The following is a 15,917-nucleotide window of genomic DNA, read 5'->3' on the forward strand; positions in this document are numbered from 1 at the left end:
AGATTAACAAAACACAAACAAAACGTAAACAAAATCCCAATAATTGTTAATTAATATTGAGGACATAAACAACTTAGAAATGAATGTTTTCAAAAAGGAGTCTAAAAATGACAGAAACAACTATTGAGGAAAAATATCAAAATATCTGGTTAACAACTAATGGCAAAAAGTACCTTGAAGCATTGCCACATTTGCAAAAAATTATATCTGGTCAATCATTTTTGTATCGTGAAAACGGTACGCCTAGTATGGTAATGGATATCAAGTTAGATGAGCAGGTAAATCAAGAGGCATTGCAAAATGCACTATATGCTTCTTTAGAACGTTTCCCATATTTTACTGGTCAGTTGCAGAGGAAAGAGAATAATTATTTCTTGGCTCATAATGACCTTCCGATAATTGTTACTGAAAGTAATACGTTACGAGTGCTCGGAGGTGCTGAAACAAATTATCATTTAATTGATGTAACTTTCTGGAATGACAAAATTCAGGTCTCCTATCATCACGCGTTAACTGATGGACGAGGCATAACGCCATTTATTAATACTTTGTTATATTACTATTTTAGTATAACAGACCATTCTTTACCACAGTTGACAGATATTCATCAGAGCAATGAAAGCATGCAATTAGAAGAAATGGCAGAGCCATTTGAACAAAAATTAGATAAGACACAGCAAAGCCATCCGATTAATCGTACAGGTTTTCAATTACCGGAAGTCACAGATGATTACAGTGAACAAAGTTATCGTTATGAATTAAACATTGATCAAAAAAGTTTTATGATGTTTGCTCGAAACCATAATGCTACACCAGCGATAGCGATATCAATTATGATGAGTCAAGCAATTCAAAGAGTATATCCTGAATTTGATCAGCCTATTGTTGTCAACATGGCAAGTGACTTGAGAATGGGTAGCGCGCATCAGTCAACGTCTCGTAATTGTGTAGGAAGTGTTACGTTGCCCATAGAGAAAAACATTGATGATAATACTTTGTTTGCGGAGTTGGCCAATAAATTCAGACAAGAGATAAAAGAACATAAGAAGCAAGAAAACCTAAATCAGTTATTAAATCAAATGATGGCTTTATATACAAAGTTAGATGCCCAGCCAACATTTGCTGATAAACAAAGAATGATGTCAATGTTCGATGATATGCTATTAAATACTTTTATTTTAAGTTACTCTGGTCAAACACAATTAGGTGTATTTGAGTCACATATTGAAGAAATGCACACATATATGAGTGGAACAAAAGGGCTATCAATTGAGATGTTAGCAGCTAATGACAAAATATTTGTAGATATTATGCAAAGCTTTGAAAGCGATGTATATGTTAAAACTTTAGCCGATATATTAACAGAAAACAATATTCAATTTACTAAACGAGACGGTATTGTATTTGAGACACCAAATGATGAAATTGAAAACAAAAATTCTAAAATTAACAAAACAGCAACAAAAGTTTAGCAATTTATAAACAAAACAATTAGATAATAGACTTATAAAAACAGCCAAAGGAGAAAAGAAAAATGGCAATCGTATTAAATATTATTTTAGGTGTTATAGTAGGTGCAGGTGTTGCATACTTAGGAAATATGGTGAACAAACCAGGAACAGAATTAAAGAAAATTATTACTTTAGTGATAGGAGTTGCACTGGGTGGTTTGGGTTCAGTTGCCGGTGATCAATTATTAGATTATGGTCCTACTTTCTTAAACAGTAATTTTGTTCCAGCAATTATTGGTGGCATCGTGTTAGCATTTGTCGGTGTCTATGCAGGGAAAAAGTGGTTGCATTTAGGAAATGCATAAAGGAAAGTAAGTGAACACTTATGAAGAAAAAAGATTTTGTAACAATGCTTATTGGCACTATTAGTGGATTCTTCTTTGCAATTGGTATGTGTATGGCTTTATTACCTGAATGGCATGCGGGTACATTGGGCATTGCTTTGGGTATCATAGGCCTGATAGGCGCATTAGTTGCATTCTTAATTAGACGTAAAATGGAAGGTAAGCCACTGTGGACATGGAATACTCGAATTGTACTAATTAGTTTGTTTGGTTTGTTGGGTGCTACAATTTTTGGTATCGGAATGGTTATGTCAATGGTATGGAATATGATGATTTTCGGTATTATTATTGGTTTTATTGGTATTGTCATGTTAGTTACATTATTCCCAATGATTAAAGGATTTGAAGAGTGAATAATTTAAATACTATTTAGCTTAGAATTTCAGGAGGAAATATTATGGAAAATCAAAAGACGGAACATCGCACAGTTAAGGCTTTAATTGGTTTAGCTATTGGTGGCGCAGTGATTGCGGCTATCGTGTTGCCAATCAAAGCTTACGTTGATTATCGAGATTAATAAAGATGATAGTACTTTTTCTATCAATATTAATTGGTATGATGTCTGGTGGTTTGATTACAGGCATTAAAAGATGGTCTAGTAGTTTAAACAAAACTAAATTACATTTTGCAATTGATTATACAATAGGGATGGGCTCAGGAATCATAGGAGCCATTATTGTTAATCATTTTTTGCTGAATGGACCAGAATTGTTCGGCTGTCATATATTATCAACAGTGGTGGGTGGTCTCCTTTTTTCCTATGAAGCATTCTATTTAATTCAAAAAACTTCATTGTAGTAGCTATCACTGGTATACTGTCTATAAAGTAAAGAAAGCGACAAGTTAACTATGATTTCAATTTTAGTAGTAGAAGATGATAAAGACTTGAATCAAACTGTATGTTCGGTATTAAAAAGGCATGACTATAGTGTCAAAGGCGCGCTCAATGCTAACGATGCGTTTGATTTGATGTATGCTGAAAAATTTGATTTGGTCATATCGGATATTATGATGCCTGAAGTTGACGGTTATGAATTTGCTGAAACAATTCGGCAACTTGATAATAATATTCCGATTATGTTTATGACGGCACGTGATGATTTTGAATCAAAGCAGATTGGTTTTCGTATAGGTGTTGATGATTATATGGTTAAACCTATTAATTTTGATGAGATGTTATTACGAATTGGTGCATTGTTGCGCCGTGCGAAAATTGCTTCCAACAAGAGATTGACGATTGGCTCATTTATCATGGATGCAGATGAACATGTTGTTTACAATCGGGGTGAAGTGATTGAATTCACACTACGAGAATTTGAATTAGTGTTCAAATTATTATCTTTCCCTAAAAAAACATTTACAAGAGGCCAATTGATGGACGATTTTTGGGGCGTCGGCACAAATACAAGTACACGCACAGTGGATGTTTATATAACAAAGATTCGTGAAAAATTAATTGACGTTGATGATTTTAGTATTGTTACTGTAAGAGGCCTCGGTTATAAGGCGGTTCCGAATGAATGATGATTTAAAAACCGTTAAAAACAGTATTTTTGGAATTGGTAACTATCTGGTTTATTTCTTATCTAGTTCCTTAGTTGTTACCTTAACTATTTTAATTATCTATGTACCTACGGGTAAAGAAACAGTTAATTCTATCAGACCCAGGGCGATTCTCGGTTTAGTTATTATAATTGCTTTAGCTTTGTTTTTGACAGTTGTTAATGGATTATGGCGGCGGTATACCATTGGACGACCAGTTAAAAAAATTCTTGAGGCAACACAAAAAGTCACAGAAGGGCAATATGATGTGCGCATTGAACCTTCACATGGATTTGACACAATCACAGAGTTAGATGTTATCATTACAAATTTTAATATTATGACAAAAGCACTTGGAAGTGTTGAAGCCTTGCAAACAGACTTTATCGCCAGTGTTTCTCATGAACTTAAGACACCTTTAGCTGTGATTCAAAATTATGCTTCTATACTTCAAGATGAGGATTTATCTGTAGAAGAAAGAGCTGAGTATGCAGCTAGAATTACAGATGCAACCCAACGATTAAGTACCTTAATTACAAATATTTTAAAGTTAAACAAAATAGATAATCAGGAAATAACGCCAAAGAATGACACCTATTTGTTGAATGAACAATTGGCCGAGGTGTTAGTCAGCCATGAGGCTTTATGGGAAGAAAAGAACATTGAACTTGAAGTAGATATGCCAGATGCATATATTACTAGTGATAGTGCTTTATTGGAACTTGCTTGGAATAATTTGGTTAGCAATGCAATAAAGTTTAGTCGCACAAATGGTAAAATTACCGTCAGTTTAATTCAACCTTCTGAAAAAGAAATCATTGTTCAAATACGTGATAATGGTATAGGTATGACAGAAGAGGTCAAAGATCATATTTTTGATAAATTTTATCAAGCAGATACCGCACGCTCAGTTCAAGGAAATGGTCTAGGATTGGCTTTAGTACGTCGAATAATTTATTTAGTTGGTGGGCAAATAGAGGTGACTTCTCAAGAAAATCAAGGATCGGAATTTAAAATAACACTACCAACAAATCATCCTAGTTGGATAAAAAAGGCAACAACGGCATAGATAGAAAATTGATTGTATAGGAGTAGATTTTTATGACACAACAATTATCAGAAACATATCATCTTGGAGAGATAGACCAAATTGCTTTTGTGGTTAACAATTTGGATATTGCTTTGCCGACTTATACGACTTTATTTGGTTCATTTAAATCTGTATTACTTCCCAATATACCAGTTGTTTATCGTGATAAGGAGACTTCAATTGCATTGAAAATGGCATTTGGGAAAAATGAATCACTTGAAATTGAAATTATAGAACCTGTAAATAAAAATGGTGAAACCGGTCCTTTTGGGGAGCACCTTAAAAAACATGGAGAAGGATTACACCATGTTAGATTTAAAGTAAAGAACTTACAGGAAACATTACGTTTAATGGAAGCAGATGGGTATAAGAATATTTATGGTAATTTAAACTCTGATCATCCATGGGCTTACATTGAAGCACCAGATAAATTAGGACATACACTAATAGAGTTAATTGAAGGATTGTCAAGTTCGACAATATAAAGTTATAGTCAAAGTACTATAGCTTTTTTTATTGAAAATAAGTTTAAAATTTTTTTCTATAGCAATTACTGTTATATACTATTTGATTTATCTGAAAACATCAAAGACATATTATCAACAAGTTTCGAGAAAGATATCATAATTTATACTAAAAAAACAACACATATTGTGCGTTGTTTTTTTTTAAAAATGATTGTAATTATCGAGAAATTGTTGCCAACGTTGTTGATAAAGCTTTGCTAAATGTTTTGAGTTTAGAATCTCAAAAATATAGAGTGATTCCTGTACTTTTTTTTGTGCTGGTTCGTAATTTTTTTGAAGATATAGCAATAAACCTTCAATAAAATGAAGCTCTGTTTTTTCATAAAGATATTGCTCATTATGAATTAAAGTATGTGCTTCAGTAATCATATTTGATAACTCTATCACATGATTGGTATTTGCCATTGTCAAAGCAGTTGTTAATATGACGTATAGCAAGTCGGCTTGATGATTCCAGTTCACATCTACTGTATCAGAACCTTTCTTAATCATTTGTTCCGTAAGATAATAAGATTGAAGTGGCTCAAATAAGGTGATAATGCTCATATAAAGTCTAATTTCATAGTGAGTCCAAGTTTCCTTGCTGAACAAGTAGTCATATAAAAAATGTTTTTCAACTAGAGTTAGCTCTGATAATTGATGTTTTTCTAGTGTAGCTTTTTCTTTCAAAAAGTTGACATAGTAATACTGTTCGTGATTAGTTTGCCATTGTTGATAATAATAATCACGAAGCTTTATGGAAGAAGCTACGGATTGCTCATCAACATAGTCTTTTGTATCATCATAATGAAATGGTTGATATCTTTGATTTATGTGATTGTCAAGATAAACAAATTCTTCTACTGATACATTGATGTTTAATAATAAGGAGTAAAGTTTATCAAAAACAATGTTACTTTGTCCACGTTCGAAACGTGACAAGAAAGATTTTGAAACAATATTTTTTGATGCCTCAGTTAAACTGATTCCTTTAGCCTCCCGCAAATGTTTAAATGTGTCTCCATAAGTATTCATGAGGTCTCCTGTGAACTATATGCAACTTTCTAAGCATATTATAATATTGATGATAACCTAAAGATACTTTATATGTAAAGGACTTAGGTGATCAAGTTATGAATATTTTAGTCATTAATGGCAGTTCTAGAGATAATAGTAATACAGATAGTATGCTAGCGGTATTGCTCAAGAATTTGTCGTATTGCAACATAGCGTTAAGAAAGTACAAGGTTTTGCCAATCCATGATCAAAGGCATACCAGAAAAAATTGGGAAACAGTAGAAGATGATTATAGTGCATTAATACAGAAAATGGTTAATGCAGACATCGTTATTCTTGCAACACCAATTTATTGGTACGGTATTTCTGGTTTGTTAAAAAATTTTATTGATCGTTGGTCGCAAAGTTTGGCAACTAATAAAAACTTTAAGCAAGATCTCAAAAGGAAAAGAATATATTTACTCTTAGTTGGGGATGATAGACCAACAGTAAAGGGAATGCCAATCATACATCAATTTCAATATATATGTGACTTTCTTAATTGGAATTTTGTCGATTATGTTATCGGATCAGGTAACAAACCGCAAGAAGTGAAAGATGATCGAATGGCTATGACAAAACTTTTGCAGCTTAATCAAGAATTACTGTTAGGTGGCAGCGATGAATAAACAGGCGTTACTACTAAACAAAAAATCATTTCGTAACTTTTTAATAGCTGATGTTATCTCAGGTTTTGGTGTAGGTATGACAACGGTCGGCGCCAATTGGTATTTGCTTTTACAGACGCATTCTAATCAGTTAGTTGGTATATATTTAACTATTAATGTTTTATCAGGATTTTTTGTATCGCCTTTAGCTGGTGCTATTACTGATAAATATTCTAGAAAAAAAGTTATTTTATGGACCTTTATTACTAGAGCTTTTCTGATTAGTATTGTAGCAGTTTACTTTTATTTTTCAGGATTTAGTATTTTGATGATGTATTTTTTATCTATTGTCACTGGAGCTGGGTGGATTACATATATGGCCGCATCCAGAAGTTATGTCCAAGACATTTTATCCAAAGAACAGTTTGGCAGTGCTAATTCTTTTATTGAAGTTTCTTTACAGGTCGGAATGTTTTCTGCAGGTGCCATTTCTGGATTCCTTTTAAACTACACTGGTTTTTTAATTATATTAATAATCAATATTTGTTTGTTTTTCTTCGCTAGTGTATTAATTTTAACTATCGAAAATGATAGGATATCTCAAATGAATCCAAGTGGAGCAAAGGGTAATTTTGTTTCAGGAATAAAATATATTTTAAATAAAAAAACAATCATGAATGCGGGATTACTCTCAATATTACCACTAATAATTACACAATTGTTCAATGTATCATCACCAGATTATGTTGCTTCAACACTTCATGCCACTAGTATTGTCTATGGTATGGCAGATATGTTTTATGGTATTGGGGGATTAGCAGCTGGGATTATGGTTGGATTGCTTCTAAATCAATTTCAAAGTAAAAAACTAATTATTTTATTTTTCTTTTTAGCAGGCTTAGCACTTTTTTTACTTTACCTCAAGCATTACGTTACTTTGATGTATATTTGTACCTTTCTTCTAGGATTATCAAATTCTTCGCTTCGTGTCATTATCAATACAATTCTAATGGCAAAGATAGAACCCGCATTTATGGGTAGAGCTACGGCACTATGGAACGGAATTGCGCAGTTTATGGAAGTTTTTGCTGCAATCTTAATTGGTATGCTGAATGATCGCTTCGGGGCTAGTTTAGGCTTCCTAGTCATGTTTTTCATTATGTTTTTCGGAATGATATGGAGTGCAATAGGACTTACATCAACTACTACTGACAAAAAGAGAGGAATATAATATGAACAGAGTTTTATTGGTAGAACCTAGTTTTTACGGTGTTGAATTTGTTAAGTCAGCCAAGAGCCTAGGTTGTGAAGTTGTTTGTGTTGTTAGCAATCAGGATAATCCAAAAAAATATGGCTATGAAGATTATTATGACGATTTAATAGTAGCTGATATAAGGAATGCAGAGAGTATTCTGGAAGCAATTGAAAAAAGTTCGTATACTAATTTTGATGCAATTATTCCAGCTACTGATTACGTTACGGAAATTACCGCTAAGGTTAATGAAAAATTACAATTATTTGGTAATTCAGTAAGTGCAACACACTTTGCTAGGAATAAAGATGCAGCTAGGAAAGTATATGCTCAAAAAAATGTACCATCAGCTAAGTTTAGTGTTGTAAAAAATATTGACGAAGCAATTCAAGCTAGTCAAAAAATTGGTTTTCCATTGGTTTTAAAGCCAGTTAATACTGCGAGTAGTATTAATGTTTTTTATATTGACACTGTTCAAACATTGGTAGAACGGTTTCAAGAAATGACAAAATTAAAAGAAAGCTATATGGGATTTAAAGTAAAAAATGAATATTTAATGGAAGAATTTTTAACTGGCCCAGAGTTTAGTGTTGAACTATTCTTAAACAGCAATTCAATAGCATTTGTAGAAGTTACAGCTAAAAAAACTACCAAACCGCCTTACTTTGTAGAGTTAATGCATACATTTCCAGCAGAAATTAGACTAGAGGACAAACAAGTAATCGTCGATGCAGCTTTTAAAGCCGTTCAATCCATTGGATTTGAAAATGGTCCAGCTCATGTTGAAGTAAAATTAACAGAAACTGGCCCAAAAATTATTGAAGTAAATGGGCGTCCAGGAGGGGACTGTATTACATCAGATTTAATTTTGAATGCTTATGGTGTAAATATTTTTACGAAAACTGTTGAGCTTTATTTGAACAGAAAAATAACATTTAACGTGGCTAAAAACAAATGCTCCATCATTAAATTTCTTTTTTCAAACAAATCAGGTAGATTAAAAGAAATTAAAGGTCTAAAAGAAATAAAGTCATTGCCAGAATTTAATCGCATGAAAATAATGAAACAATTGGGAGATACCGTAATTCCACCAACCAATTCTGATGATAGAATTGGTTACTATATTTTAACTGGTAATTCAGCATCAGAATTAGTCAAAAAGGTTCAAGATGTTGAGCAATTTTTTAAAATGAAGTTTGAATAGAATGAGTAATTGCATTATCTGAAAATTTCTTTCGAATTTTTTGCAGAGTTTCCGGCAACAATCGAGTAAGCTGAAGCATCATTATCTACAATGCCGTTAGCACTAATGTTAGTTCCATGCTCTACATGTACGCTTGGTAAAATTGTTACATTTTGAACTACCTAAACATCATTTTCTATGACAATATTTCCTTTATTTGGTAAATCGTCAACTACAGGAAAATGTTAAGACAATTCAGCGTCCATAATAAAAAGGTGAGGTGTTATACTTTTCATAAATTAGCTAGCACCGTTCATTATGGATTCTATATTGTCACCAATTGAGCAAAATTTTCCAATAATTAATTTATCATTTATAAATTCATAAAACTGGCAAGTTTTGCAAATCAAAAGAAATTATCCTACTCAAGCTTTTTAGCGTTGTGTTGTCGCTGATTTTACCAATAATAGAAGGTTTATAAAAGAATTCAAAAATTGAAAAACAAATCAAAAAAGACTAAAATTTTTAGTCTTTTTTGATTTTAAACGGTTTGACTTGGAATATTTTCTTGTACCAAAAATGAACTACTTTATTTATTCGAAAATAATGTGAAGAATGATCATCAACTTTACAATATAACTTAGCGACTATCAAACAGGTTTTCTAGGAGAAATAGTACATTTTATTGACAAGTTGGGTTTGAAGCTTTAATATATGTTTAGACATACATGTCTAAACATATATTAAACCAAGAGGTAATAAAATGAAATACATAGTAATCACTGGAGCTTCTTCTGGTATTGGGAGAGCATTTGCTCAACATTATGCTCAAAAAAATAGTAACCTAGTTTTGATTGCAAGGTCAGAGGATAAGTTGAAATTGATGAAGCAAGAATTCGAGAGTAAATTTAGCATCAACGTTATGCCACTAGCGTACGACTTATCCGTACCCGACATCGCACAAACAATCTATACAAAGTTATTAGATCAGAATATTGAAGTGGAAACATTAGTGAACTCGGCAGGAATCGCAACTAATGGCTTCGTTAATGACACTTCTTACGAAAGCCAACATAATCAGATTGTGCTAAACATAGTATCTTTGTTTGATTTAACTAAATTATTTTTAAATTCAATGATTGAAAATAATAATGGTACGATTATCAATGTGGCCTCAACTTCAGCGTATCATCCAATTCCAACCATGGCAGTATATGCAGCTAGTAAAGCCTTTGTTTTGTCTTTTTCTGAAGCATTATCAGCTGAAACGAAAGGAACAAACGTTCAAGTATTTGCAATTAGTCCGGGGGCTACAGATACAAATTTCTTTTCAAATGGTGGCGTATCTTACGGAAACCTGCGTACACCTGAACACGTCGTTGATATTACGATGTCTGCATTAAACAAGAAAAAAATATCAAAAATTGATGGTTTTAATAATTACTTCACCAGCATGATTTTGCCAAGAATATTGACGAGAAACAGAATGGTTAAAATGGTTTATAATATAATGACGAAACAAAAATAGTTTAAAGAGGTTACGTTTTGGATAAAATAGAAAAACTAAGATATTTAACTAAGGCCGTTGATTTAGAAGGCGAAAAACACTTTGCACAACTCCTATCTAGTGAAGATATTACGCCAACGCAAAATGAAGTATTGAAAATATTAGCTCATTATGGCAGCCTCTCAATTTCTGAAGTCGGAGATTTATTGATTTGTGGTTCTGACAATCCAAGTAGAGTTGTGCAACGTCTGCTATTAAAAAATCTGGTCATTAAGAAAAAAGATGGTAGTGATTCTAGAAAAACCAAACTATTATTAACCGAGCTGGGTAAAAGTACTTTAAATAAAACAACAAAAATAGAAAAAATGTTTAATCAACAAATAGCTCAAAACCTCGAAGATACAGTCGAAGTGGATAAATTAATTGAAATTTTTACTAAACAAATTTCTGGTTCCAAAACATTACAAAAGATTTCTACTCGAGAATAAGAATGCAATATACATTGTATAAGATGTATTAACGTAGGAAAAATTTATCTGTTTGAAACTGACGAAACGCAGGTGGGTTTATTCAACTAGGCTTTTTGACCCTGAATAAATTACTAGGCTATACACTGAATGCTGAGCTTGCGACAAATGGTAATCGTTCATTCAATTAATTTTGAAAGTAGGTCAAGAAGCGATTGGCATTTACAGTACGCTTAACAATCGGATGCCAAATTTAATTATTGGGTGAAAGTCCTTATTATTAGGGCTTTTTTCTTTTGACTAAAATTCATTGTTTTTTATGTAATCCTTTAAAAAAATATATCAATATTACGTGAATGAATATGAAAGACAAATACTGTTATTTATTAAGTCATTAATTTGCTATAATTTTTTTAAGAAAGGGGGCTGGTTAGTGGATACTACTTACACGATTAAGTTACCTAAACTGTTTGATTGAAAAAAGTAATAAGTTATTTGCAGAGAGAACAAAATGAGATAATATATCACATAATCAACACACAGATTTGGTAAAAAAGGCTATGGGGACAGCCCTATATTGTTCTAAGGCTTTGTCTCCGAATGGGAAATATACTGATACTGGATTATTAAACGGAATTATAGAAGTAAAAAACTAAATCACAAACCAAATACTGACTATTTAATGCAACTGAAGCAAAGATGCGGTTGCTGGTGTGATTATACTACATTTAAATAAAGGAACAGCAATTTATGTTGCACAAAATGACATACAAATCTCCATTAGGCGATATTACATTATTGAGCGATGAAACTTACCTACTCGGTCTTTGGATAAAAGGGCAAAAGAATTATGGTTCGACGTATAATTTAAATGCTACAGAACAGTCAGAAAGTAAACCTATTCATTTAGCGGTGCTTTGGTTAGAACAATACTTTGCCGGACAAAATCCTGATGTAATGAATGTCCCATTAAAGCCGGAAGTAACAAAGTTTAGGAAACTAATCTTACAAGAGGTAAGCAATGTACCATATGGACAGACAATTACATATAAACAGATATCCAATGCACTACAAAAATCTGATAGTTCTCTACAAAGTAACAAGTCTCGAGCAGTTGGCAATGCTTTGGGGCATAATCCGCTAATGATTATCATTCCATGTCATCGAGTGATTGGGAGCAATGGTTCATTAATGGGATATGCGGGAGGCTTGGATCGGAAACAATTTTTATTAAATTGGGAACAAAAGAGCATAGTATTCAGAAAAAGGAATCAAAATGGAACTAACTGACAGTATTTGGGAAATTATAAAAACAAATAGCAATGTTCTCGACGGAAAAGTTTGGTACGGCGTTAAATCAACCAAAATATTTTGTAAGCCGTCGTGTCCATCACGAATACCAAATAAATCTAATGTTCTTTTGTTTACTAATCTTGATGATCCTGTAAAAAACGGATTTAGACCCTGTAAACGTTGCCAGCCGATCAATGAAATTGTCTCTGATGAAGTTTGGGTTGCTGAAATAAACTACATTTTGGAGAGCTATTATGATCAAGACTTAACACTGGCAGAACTATCTGTTTTGGCACATGGAAGTATTTCTCATCTTCGTCATGTTTATCAATCAAAAACTGGCATATCACCATCAGAAAAACTGATGCGAATTAGAATGGATAAAGCTACAACACTTTTACAAAATACTAATCGGTCCATTAGTGATATTGGTAATGATGTTGGTATTCCTAATAACTCTTATTTCATTAAAATTTTTAAAAAAATTTATGGTATCACACCCCATCAGTATCGTGCTAAGCGTCTTAATTAAAATTAAGACTGGCTATAAGTTTTTACTAGAAAATTTTAAAATTGCAAGTTGCAACATTGAAAATGAACACTTTAATGATAAATGGAGAATGACATTATGTTTTATAATGGTTTACTGTTGGGATTTGCATTAGTAGCACCTATTGGCATGCAAAATTTATACGTATTCAACAACGCATTGAACAATCGTTTGCGACGCGCATACTTGTATTCAATGTTCATTTGGATTGCCAATAGTGCCTTTGTTTTATTTGCCTATTTTGGATTTGGCACATTAGTTAACAAGTACTTGCCGTTAAAATTTATAGTCATGCTTGTGGGAAGCTTTTTGGTAATTTGGATGGGAGCCATGGTTTTGAGATCTTCACAAACGATACAGCTGAAGACCGAACACAATGGGACAACTGTAAAAAAAGCTTTAACATCTGCATTGATTGTTTCCTGGGCCAATCCGCAAGCGATAATTGATGGTTCAATTACCCTTAGTGCTTTTCGAGGCACGTTAAACAATCGTGAGGTTTGGCCATTTGTGTTAGGAATTATGGCAGCGACTTTTATTTGGTTTAATGCAGTGACATTGTTAATAAACCTATTAAAAAGACGTTTGCCTCAGAACATAATATTCTGGTTTAACATTATATCAGGGTCCGTTCTAATTGGATATGCGTTTTATTTAATGTATGAAGTGTATCAATTGATCGTTTAATACGTCCCATTATTGAAACTAGTTTGAGAAAAAAATTGTATTTTAAATAACAATTTGAGCTGAAGAAAGACGGCAAGAAAATATTATTCCTAAGTCCAATGATGTGACCAAACAACTAAAAGATTTACAAGGTGTATAAAGGGTCAACAGATAATGTTATGATTAATTTATTTCATAGAAAGAGGTTAAAGGTATGGCATTACAAGAAACCGGCCGTAAAATCAGTCATTTATATCAATTATTTATGCAAGAATATGCTGATTTTGGTGAGAAAATATCAGTCAATGTGACTGATTATAATGTTTTTTTATCAATCCAAGAAAATCCTGGGTGTAGCCAGCAGTTTTTAGCTGATAAACGTCATGTCCAGCGTAGCCTTTTGACACGTATTATTAAAAAATACGTAGCCTTAGGGCTAATTGAGCGTAGAAGTAGTGACCGCAATAAAAGTGCTTATGCACTATACTTAACTAAAGGTGGGGAAAAAACAACCCAACAAATTAGAAATAAAATTCTTGATCTTAATCAAAAAATAGCTAATCATTGTTCAGCAGAACAATATCAGCAACTTAATGAAGCATTAGATACCATCATTAATAACTGGAATAGCTAGTCCCAAAAATTAATTAGTCCGAAAAAGACGTTACAATAATTTGTGATGTCTTCCTTTTTATCTGTAGTGTTTACAATGTAAACACTTCGTGTTATGATTTTATTCATAAACAAAAATAGAACTGATAGCATTATCAATGTTCCAAATAAAAAGGGGATAATTAAAATGAAAAACAATGAAAAAAGAGTTGCTCTGTTAATGGGTTTAAGCTTATTTATGGAGATGTTAGATAGTACCATTGTGACTACGGCTTTACCACAAATCAAAAACAGTTTACATATTACTTCTGCTAATGCTTCGCTAATCATTAGTCTATATATGATAGCTGTAGCTATTTTCATACCGTTGAGTGGTTGGCTTGCAAAAAGATATGGTAATAAAACAATATGGCTCTTTGCTATTATTATATTTACTATTAGTTCAATTGGTAGTGGACTTGCGTCAAATTTCACACTAATGTTAAGTATGAGATTACTACAAGGATTTTCAGGTGCATTAATGGTTCCGATAGCTCGGTTAATCGTTCTAGAAAATACACCACCTCAAAATTTACTCAAGATGATTAGCTATGTCATTTGGCCAGCACTAATAGCACCGGCTATTGCGCCATTTATCGGTGGAATACTAACTACATACTGGTCATGGCGTTTGATTTTTATGATTAATGTACCAATCGGTATGATTTTATTTATCATTGGGAACACAATTTTACAACACGAAAGCGAACATGAGAACAAAAACGCAACTTTTGATTGGATTGGTTTTTCTTTAATTAGTTTAGCTAGTGCATCGCTTTTAATAGCTTTGGACATTATTTCATCAAACAAAGCACTTAACATTTCATCGATAATATTGTTACTTGTTTTTATCTCTAGCAGTATTGTTACCGTAAAATATCTCATGAATACGAAAGTACCGCTATTTAGCATGCGAACACTCAGATTTTCATCATATAAAGTGAGTCAGCTCGGTGGTAGTATCATGTGGCTAACTGTGGGTGCCATTCCATATCTAAGTACTATTTTTTTTCAGAATGCTTTCCATTGGTCTGCCATTAAAACAGGTTCCTTTGTGTTATTTATTTTCGTTGGTAATATTGCTATAAAACCAGTAGCAAACAGCATCATACAACGAATAGGGTTTAAAAATACCATATTGTGTTCTTTGTTTCTGATATTTATTACAACACTCATGATTGGTACGTTGACAGAACAAATGAATCAAATTTATATATTAGCTATCTTAACATTTTCAGGTATTGGTAGATCTTTAGCTTTAACGGCATATAATGGTATGAGTTTAGTAGAAATCCCTTATGATGAACGAAATAGTGCTAATACACTAGGTGCTGTAAGCCAAAATTTGTCGCAAGGAATCGGTGTGTCATTAGTAACAATTAGTTTTTCAATTCTGAATCAATATCAGCCAGAATTAGATGCTTATCGGCTAACATACTTTTTATTGGGAATAATTATTATTGTGCCCATAGTAGAAATTATAATTCAGCCCCAAAGTATTGGTGTTGTTAAGCAAACAAATTAAAATCAATTCTAACTAGCATTATAAATTAAACTAATACTGTATTTCTTAGAAATTTAGTTGTGGAATCAAGATGTTAAACAACCTTAAAATAATTTTTAGAAACCGTAAACATTTCCGGAATTTTACCAATTGATTAAAACATCTGGTAAATGACTTGCACAGAGTA

The 15,917-nt window shown here is 32.5% G+C and carries 18 protein-coding genes; 17 read left to right on the forward strand and 1 reads right to left on the reverse strand.

The features are described 5' to 3' along the window. The first annotated feature begins 107 nt into the window (after positions 1-107). The 7 genes from JNUCC76_RS04715 to JNUCC76_RS04745 all read left to right on the forward strand — a co-directional run bounded on the left by JNUCC76_RS04715 (position 108) and on the right by JNUCC76_RS04745 (position 4,972). A complete protein-coding gene (locus JNUCC76_RS04715) occupies positions 108-1,472 on the forward strand; it encodes a hypothetical protein (RefSeq protein ID WP_454156227.1) in 1,365 nt (454 codons plus the stop codon). Positions 1,473-1,534: 62 nt separating this feature from the next. Continuing rightward, entirely contained in the window at positions 1,535-1,816 is a 282-nt protein-coding gene (locus tag JNUCC76_RS04720) for a hypothetical protein (RefSeq protein WP_454156229.1), read from the forward strand. Between the two features lie 20 nt (positions 1,817-1,836). Continuing rightward, the gene (locus JNUCC76_RS04725; RefSeq protein WP_454156231.1) at positions 1,837-2,208 is read left to right on the forward strand and encodes a hypothetical protein; all 372 of its coding nucleotides are present in this window, start codon (positions 1,837-1,839) and stop codon (positions 2,206-2,208) included. Between the two features lie 169 nt (positions 2,209-2,377). Next, positions 2,378-2,653: a hypothetical protein gene (locus JNUCC76_RS04730; protein WP_454156233.1), complete on the forward strand. Its 276-nt coding sequence runs from the start codon at positions 2,378-2,380 to the stop codon at positions 2,651-2,653. Positions 2,654-2,704: 51 nt separating this feature from the next. Continuing rightward, complete coding sequence (locus JNUCC76_RS04735; RefSeq protein ID WP_454156235.1) at positions 2,705-3,379, forward strand: response regulator transcription factor; 675 nt, start codon at positions 2,705-2,707, stop codon at positions 3,377-3,379. After that, positions 3,372-4,466 (forward strand): HAMP domain-containing sensor histidine kinase, encoded by a 1,095-nt coding sequence (locus tag JNUCC76_RS04740; protein WP_454156237.1) that lies wholly within the window; start codon positions 3,372-3,374, stop codon positions 4,464-4,466. Before JNUCC76_RS04735 ends, JNUCC76_RS04740 begins: the two co-directional genes overlap by 8 nt. A gap of 32 nt (positions 4,467-4,498) precedes the next feature. Then, entirely contained in the window at positions 4,499-4,972 is a 474-nt protein-coding gene (locus JNUCC76_RS04745) for a VOC family protein (RefSeq protein ID WP_454156238.1), read from the forward strand. A gap of 183 nt (positions 4,973-5,155) precedes the next feature. Here JNUCC76_RS04745 and JNUCC76_RS04750 read toward each other — a convergent pair whose 3' ends face one another. Then, complete coding sequence (locus JNUCC76_RS04750; protein WP_454156240.1) at positions 5,156-6,028, reverse strand: Rgg/GadR/MutR family transcriptional regulator; 873 nt, start codon at positions 6,026-6,028, stop codon at positions 5,156-5,158. Positions 6,029-6,126: 98 nt separating this feature from the next. Between JNUCC76_RS04750 and JNUCC76_RS04755 the strand changes: the two genes are divergently transcribed. The 10 genes from JNUCC76_RS04755 to JNUCC76_RS04800 all read left to right on the forward strand — a co-directional run bounded on the left by JNUCC76_RS04755 (position 6,127) and on the right by JNUCC76_RS04800 (position 15,751). Then, positions 6,127-6,678, forward strand: coding sequence for a flavodoxin family protein (locus JNUCC76_RS04755; RefSeq protein ID WP_454156242.1), 552 nt, complete (start codon positions 6,127-6,129; stop codon positions 6,676-6,678). Next, positions 6,671-7,888, forward strand: coding sequence for an MFS transporter (locus JNUCC76_RS04760; RefSeq protein ID WP_454156244.1), 1,218 nt, complete (start codon positions 6,671-6,673; stop codon positions 7,886-7,888). Before JNUCC76_RS04755 ends, JNUCC76_RS04760 begins: the two co-directional genes overlap by 8 nt. A gap of 1 nt (position 7,889) precedes the next feature. Continuing rightward, complete coding sequence (locus tag JNUCC76_RS04765; protein WP_454156246.1) at positions 7,890-9,113, forward strand: ATP-grasp domain-containing protein; 1,224 nt, start codon at positions 7,890-7,892, stop codon at positions 9,111-9,113. A gap of 742 nt (positions 9,114-9,855) precedes the next feature. Then, a complete protein-coding gene (locus JNUCC76_RS04770) occupies positions 9,856-10,620 on the forward strand; it encodes an SDR family NAD(P)-dependent oxidoreductase (protein WP_454156248.1) in 765 nt (254 codons plus the stop codon). A gap of 17 nt (positions 10,621-10,637) precedes the next feature. Continuing rightward, positions 10,638-11,087 (forward strand): MarR family winged helix-turn-helix transcriptional regulator, encoded by a 450-nt coding sequence (locus JNUCC76_RS04775; RefSeq protein ID WP_454156250.1) that lies wholly within the window; start codon positions 10,638-10,640, stop codon positions 11,085-11,087. Positions 11,088-11,828: 741 nt separating this feature from the next. After that, the gene (locus JNUCC76_RS04780) at positions 11,829-12,356 is read left to right on the forward strand and encodes a methylated-DNA--[protein]-cysteine S-methyltransferase (RefSeq protein ID WP_454156252.1); all 528 of its coding nucleotides are present in this window, start codon (positions 11,829-11,831) and stop codon (positions 12,354-12,356) included. Beyond that, entirely contained in the window at positions 12,343-12,891 is a 549-nt protein-coding gene (locus JNUCC76_RS04785) for an Ada metal-binding domain-containing protein (RefSeq protein ID WP_454156254.1), read from the forward strand. Before JNUCC76_RS04780 ends, JNUCC76_RS04785 begins: the two co-directional genes overlap by 14 nt. Positions 12,892-12,987: 96 nt before the next feature. Then, on the forward strand, positions 12,988-13,596 hold the full coding sequence (locus JNUCC76_RS04790) for a LysE/ArgO family amino acid transporter (protein WP_454156256.1): 609 nt from the start codon (positions 12,988-12,990) through the stop codon (positions 13,594-13,596). 193 nt (positions 13,597-13,789) lie between these two features. Continuing rightward, positions 13,790-14,209 (forward strand): MarR family winged helix-turn-helix transcriptional regulator, encoded by a 420-nt coding sequence (locus JNUCC76_RS04795; RefSeq protein WP_454156258.1) that lies wholly within the window; start codon positions 13,790-13,792, stop codon positions 14,207-14,209. A 165-nt stretch (positions 14,210-14,374) separates the two neighbouring features. After that, positions 14,375-15,751 carry an MFS transporter gene (locus JNUCC76_RS04800; protein WP_454156260.1) on the forward strand — a complete coding sequence of 459 codons (1,377 nt, stop codon included), beginning with the start codon at positions 14,375-14,377 and terminating at the stop codon, positions 15,749-15,751. The last annotated feature ends 166 nt before the right edge of the window (positions 15,752-15,917 follow it).

Source organism: Leuconostoc sp. JNUCC 76 (genome assembly GCF_053667755.1).

Bases quoted from the DNA above. Each gene is read 5' to 3' on its own strand.
- JNUCC76_RS04715 (WP_454156227.1), top strand. From the start codon at position 108: ATGACAGAAACAACTATTGAGGAAAAATATCAAAATATCTGGTTAACA.
- JNUCC76_RS04720 (WP_454156229.1), top strand. From the start codon at position 1,535: ATGGCAATCGTATTAAATATTATTTTAGGTGTTATAGTAGGTGCAGGT.
- JNUCC76_RS04725 (WP_454156231.1), top strand. From the start codon at position 1,837: ATGAAGAAAAAAGATTTTGTAACAATGCTTATTGGCACTATTAGTGGA.
- JNUCC76_RS04730 (WP_454156233.1), top strand. From the start codon at position 2,378: ATGATAGTACTTTTTCTATCAATATTAATTGGTATGATGTCTGGTGGT.
- JNUCC76_RS04735 (WP_454156235.1), top strand. From the start codon at position 2,705: ATGATTTCAATTTTAGTAGTAGAAGATGATAAAGACTTGAATCAAACT.
- JNUCC76_RS04740 (WP_454156237.1), top strand. From the start codon at position 3,372: ATGAATGATGATTTAAAAACCGTTAAAAACAGTATTTTTGGAATTGGT.
- JNUCC76_RS04745 (WP_454156238.1), top strand. From the start codon at position 4,499: ATGACACAACAATTATCAGAAACATATCATCTTGGAGAGATAGACCAA.
- JNUCC76_RS04750 (WP_454156240.1), bottom strand. From the start codon at position 6,028: ATGAATACTTATGGAGACACATTTAAACATTTGCGGGAGGCTAAAGGA.
- JNUCC76_RS04755 (WP_454156242.1), top strand. From the start codon at position 6,127: ATGAATATTTTAGTCATTAATGGCAGTTCTAGAGATAATAGTAATACA.
- JNUCC76_RS04760 (WP_454156244.1), top strand. From the start codon at position 6,671: ATGAATAAACAGGCGTTACTACTAAACAAAAAATCATTTCGTAACTTT.
- JNUCC76_RS04765 (WP_454156246.1), top strand. From the start codon at position 7,890: ATGAACAGAGTTTTATTGGTAGAACCTAGTTTTTACGGTGTTGAATTT.
- JNUCC76_RS04770 (WP_454156248.1), top strand. From the start codon at position 9,856: ATGAAATACATAGTAATCACTGGAGCTTCTTCTGGTATTGGGAGAGCA.
- JNUCC76_RS04780 (WP_454156252.1), top strand. From the start codon at position 11,829: ATGACATACAAATCTCCATTAGGCGATATTACATTATTGAGCGATGAA.
- JNUCC76_RS04785 (WP_454156254.1), top strand. From the start codon at position 12,343: ATGGAACTAACTGACAGTATTTGGGAAATTATAAAAACAAATAGCAAT.
- JNUCC76_RS04790 (WP_454156256.1), top strand. From the start codon at position 12,988: ATGTTTTATAATGGTTTACTGTTGGGATTTGCATTAGTAGCACCTATT.
- JNUCC76_RS04795 (WP_454156258.1), top strand. From the start codon at position 13,790: ATGGCATTACAAGAAACCGGCCGTAAAATCAGTCATTTATATCAATTA.
- JNUCC76_RS04800 (WP_454156260.1), top strand. From the start codon at position 14,375: ATGAAAAACAATGAAAAAAGAGTTGCTCTGTTAATGGGTTTAAGCTTA.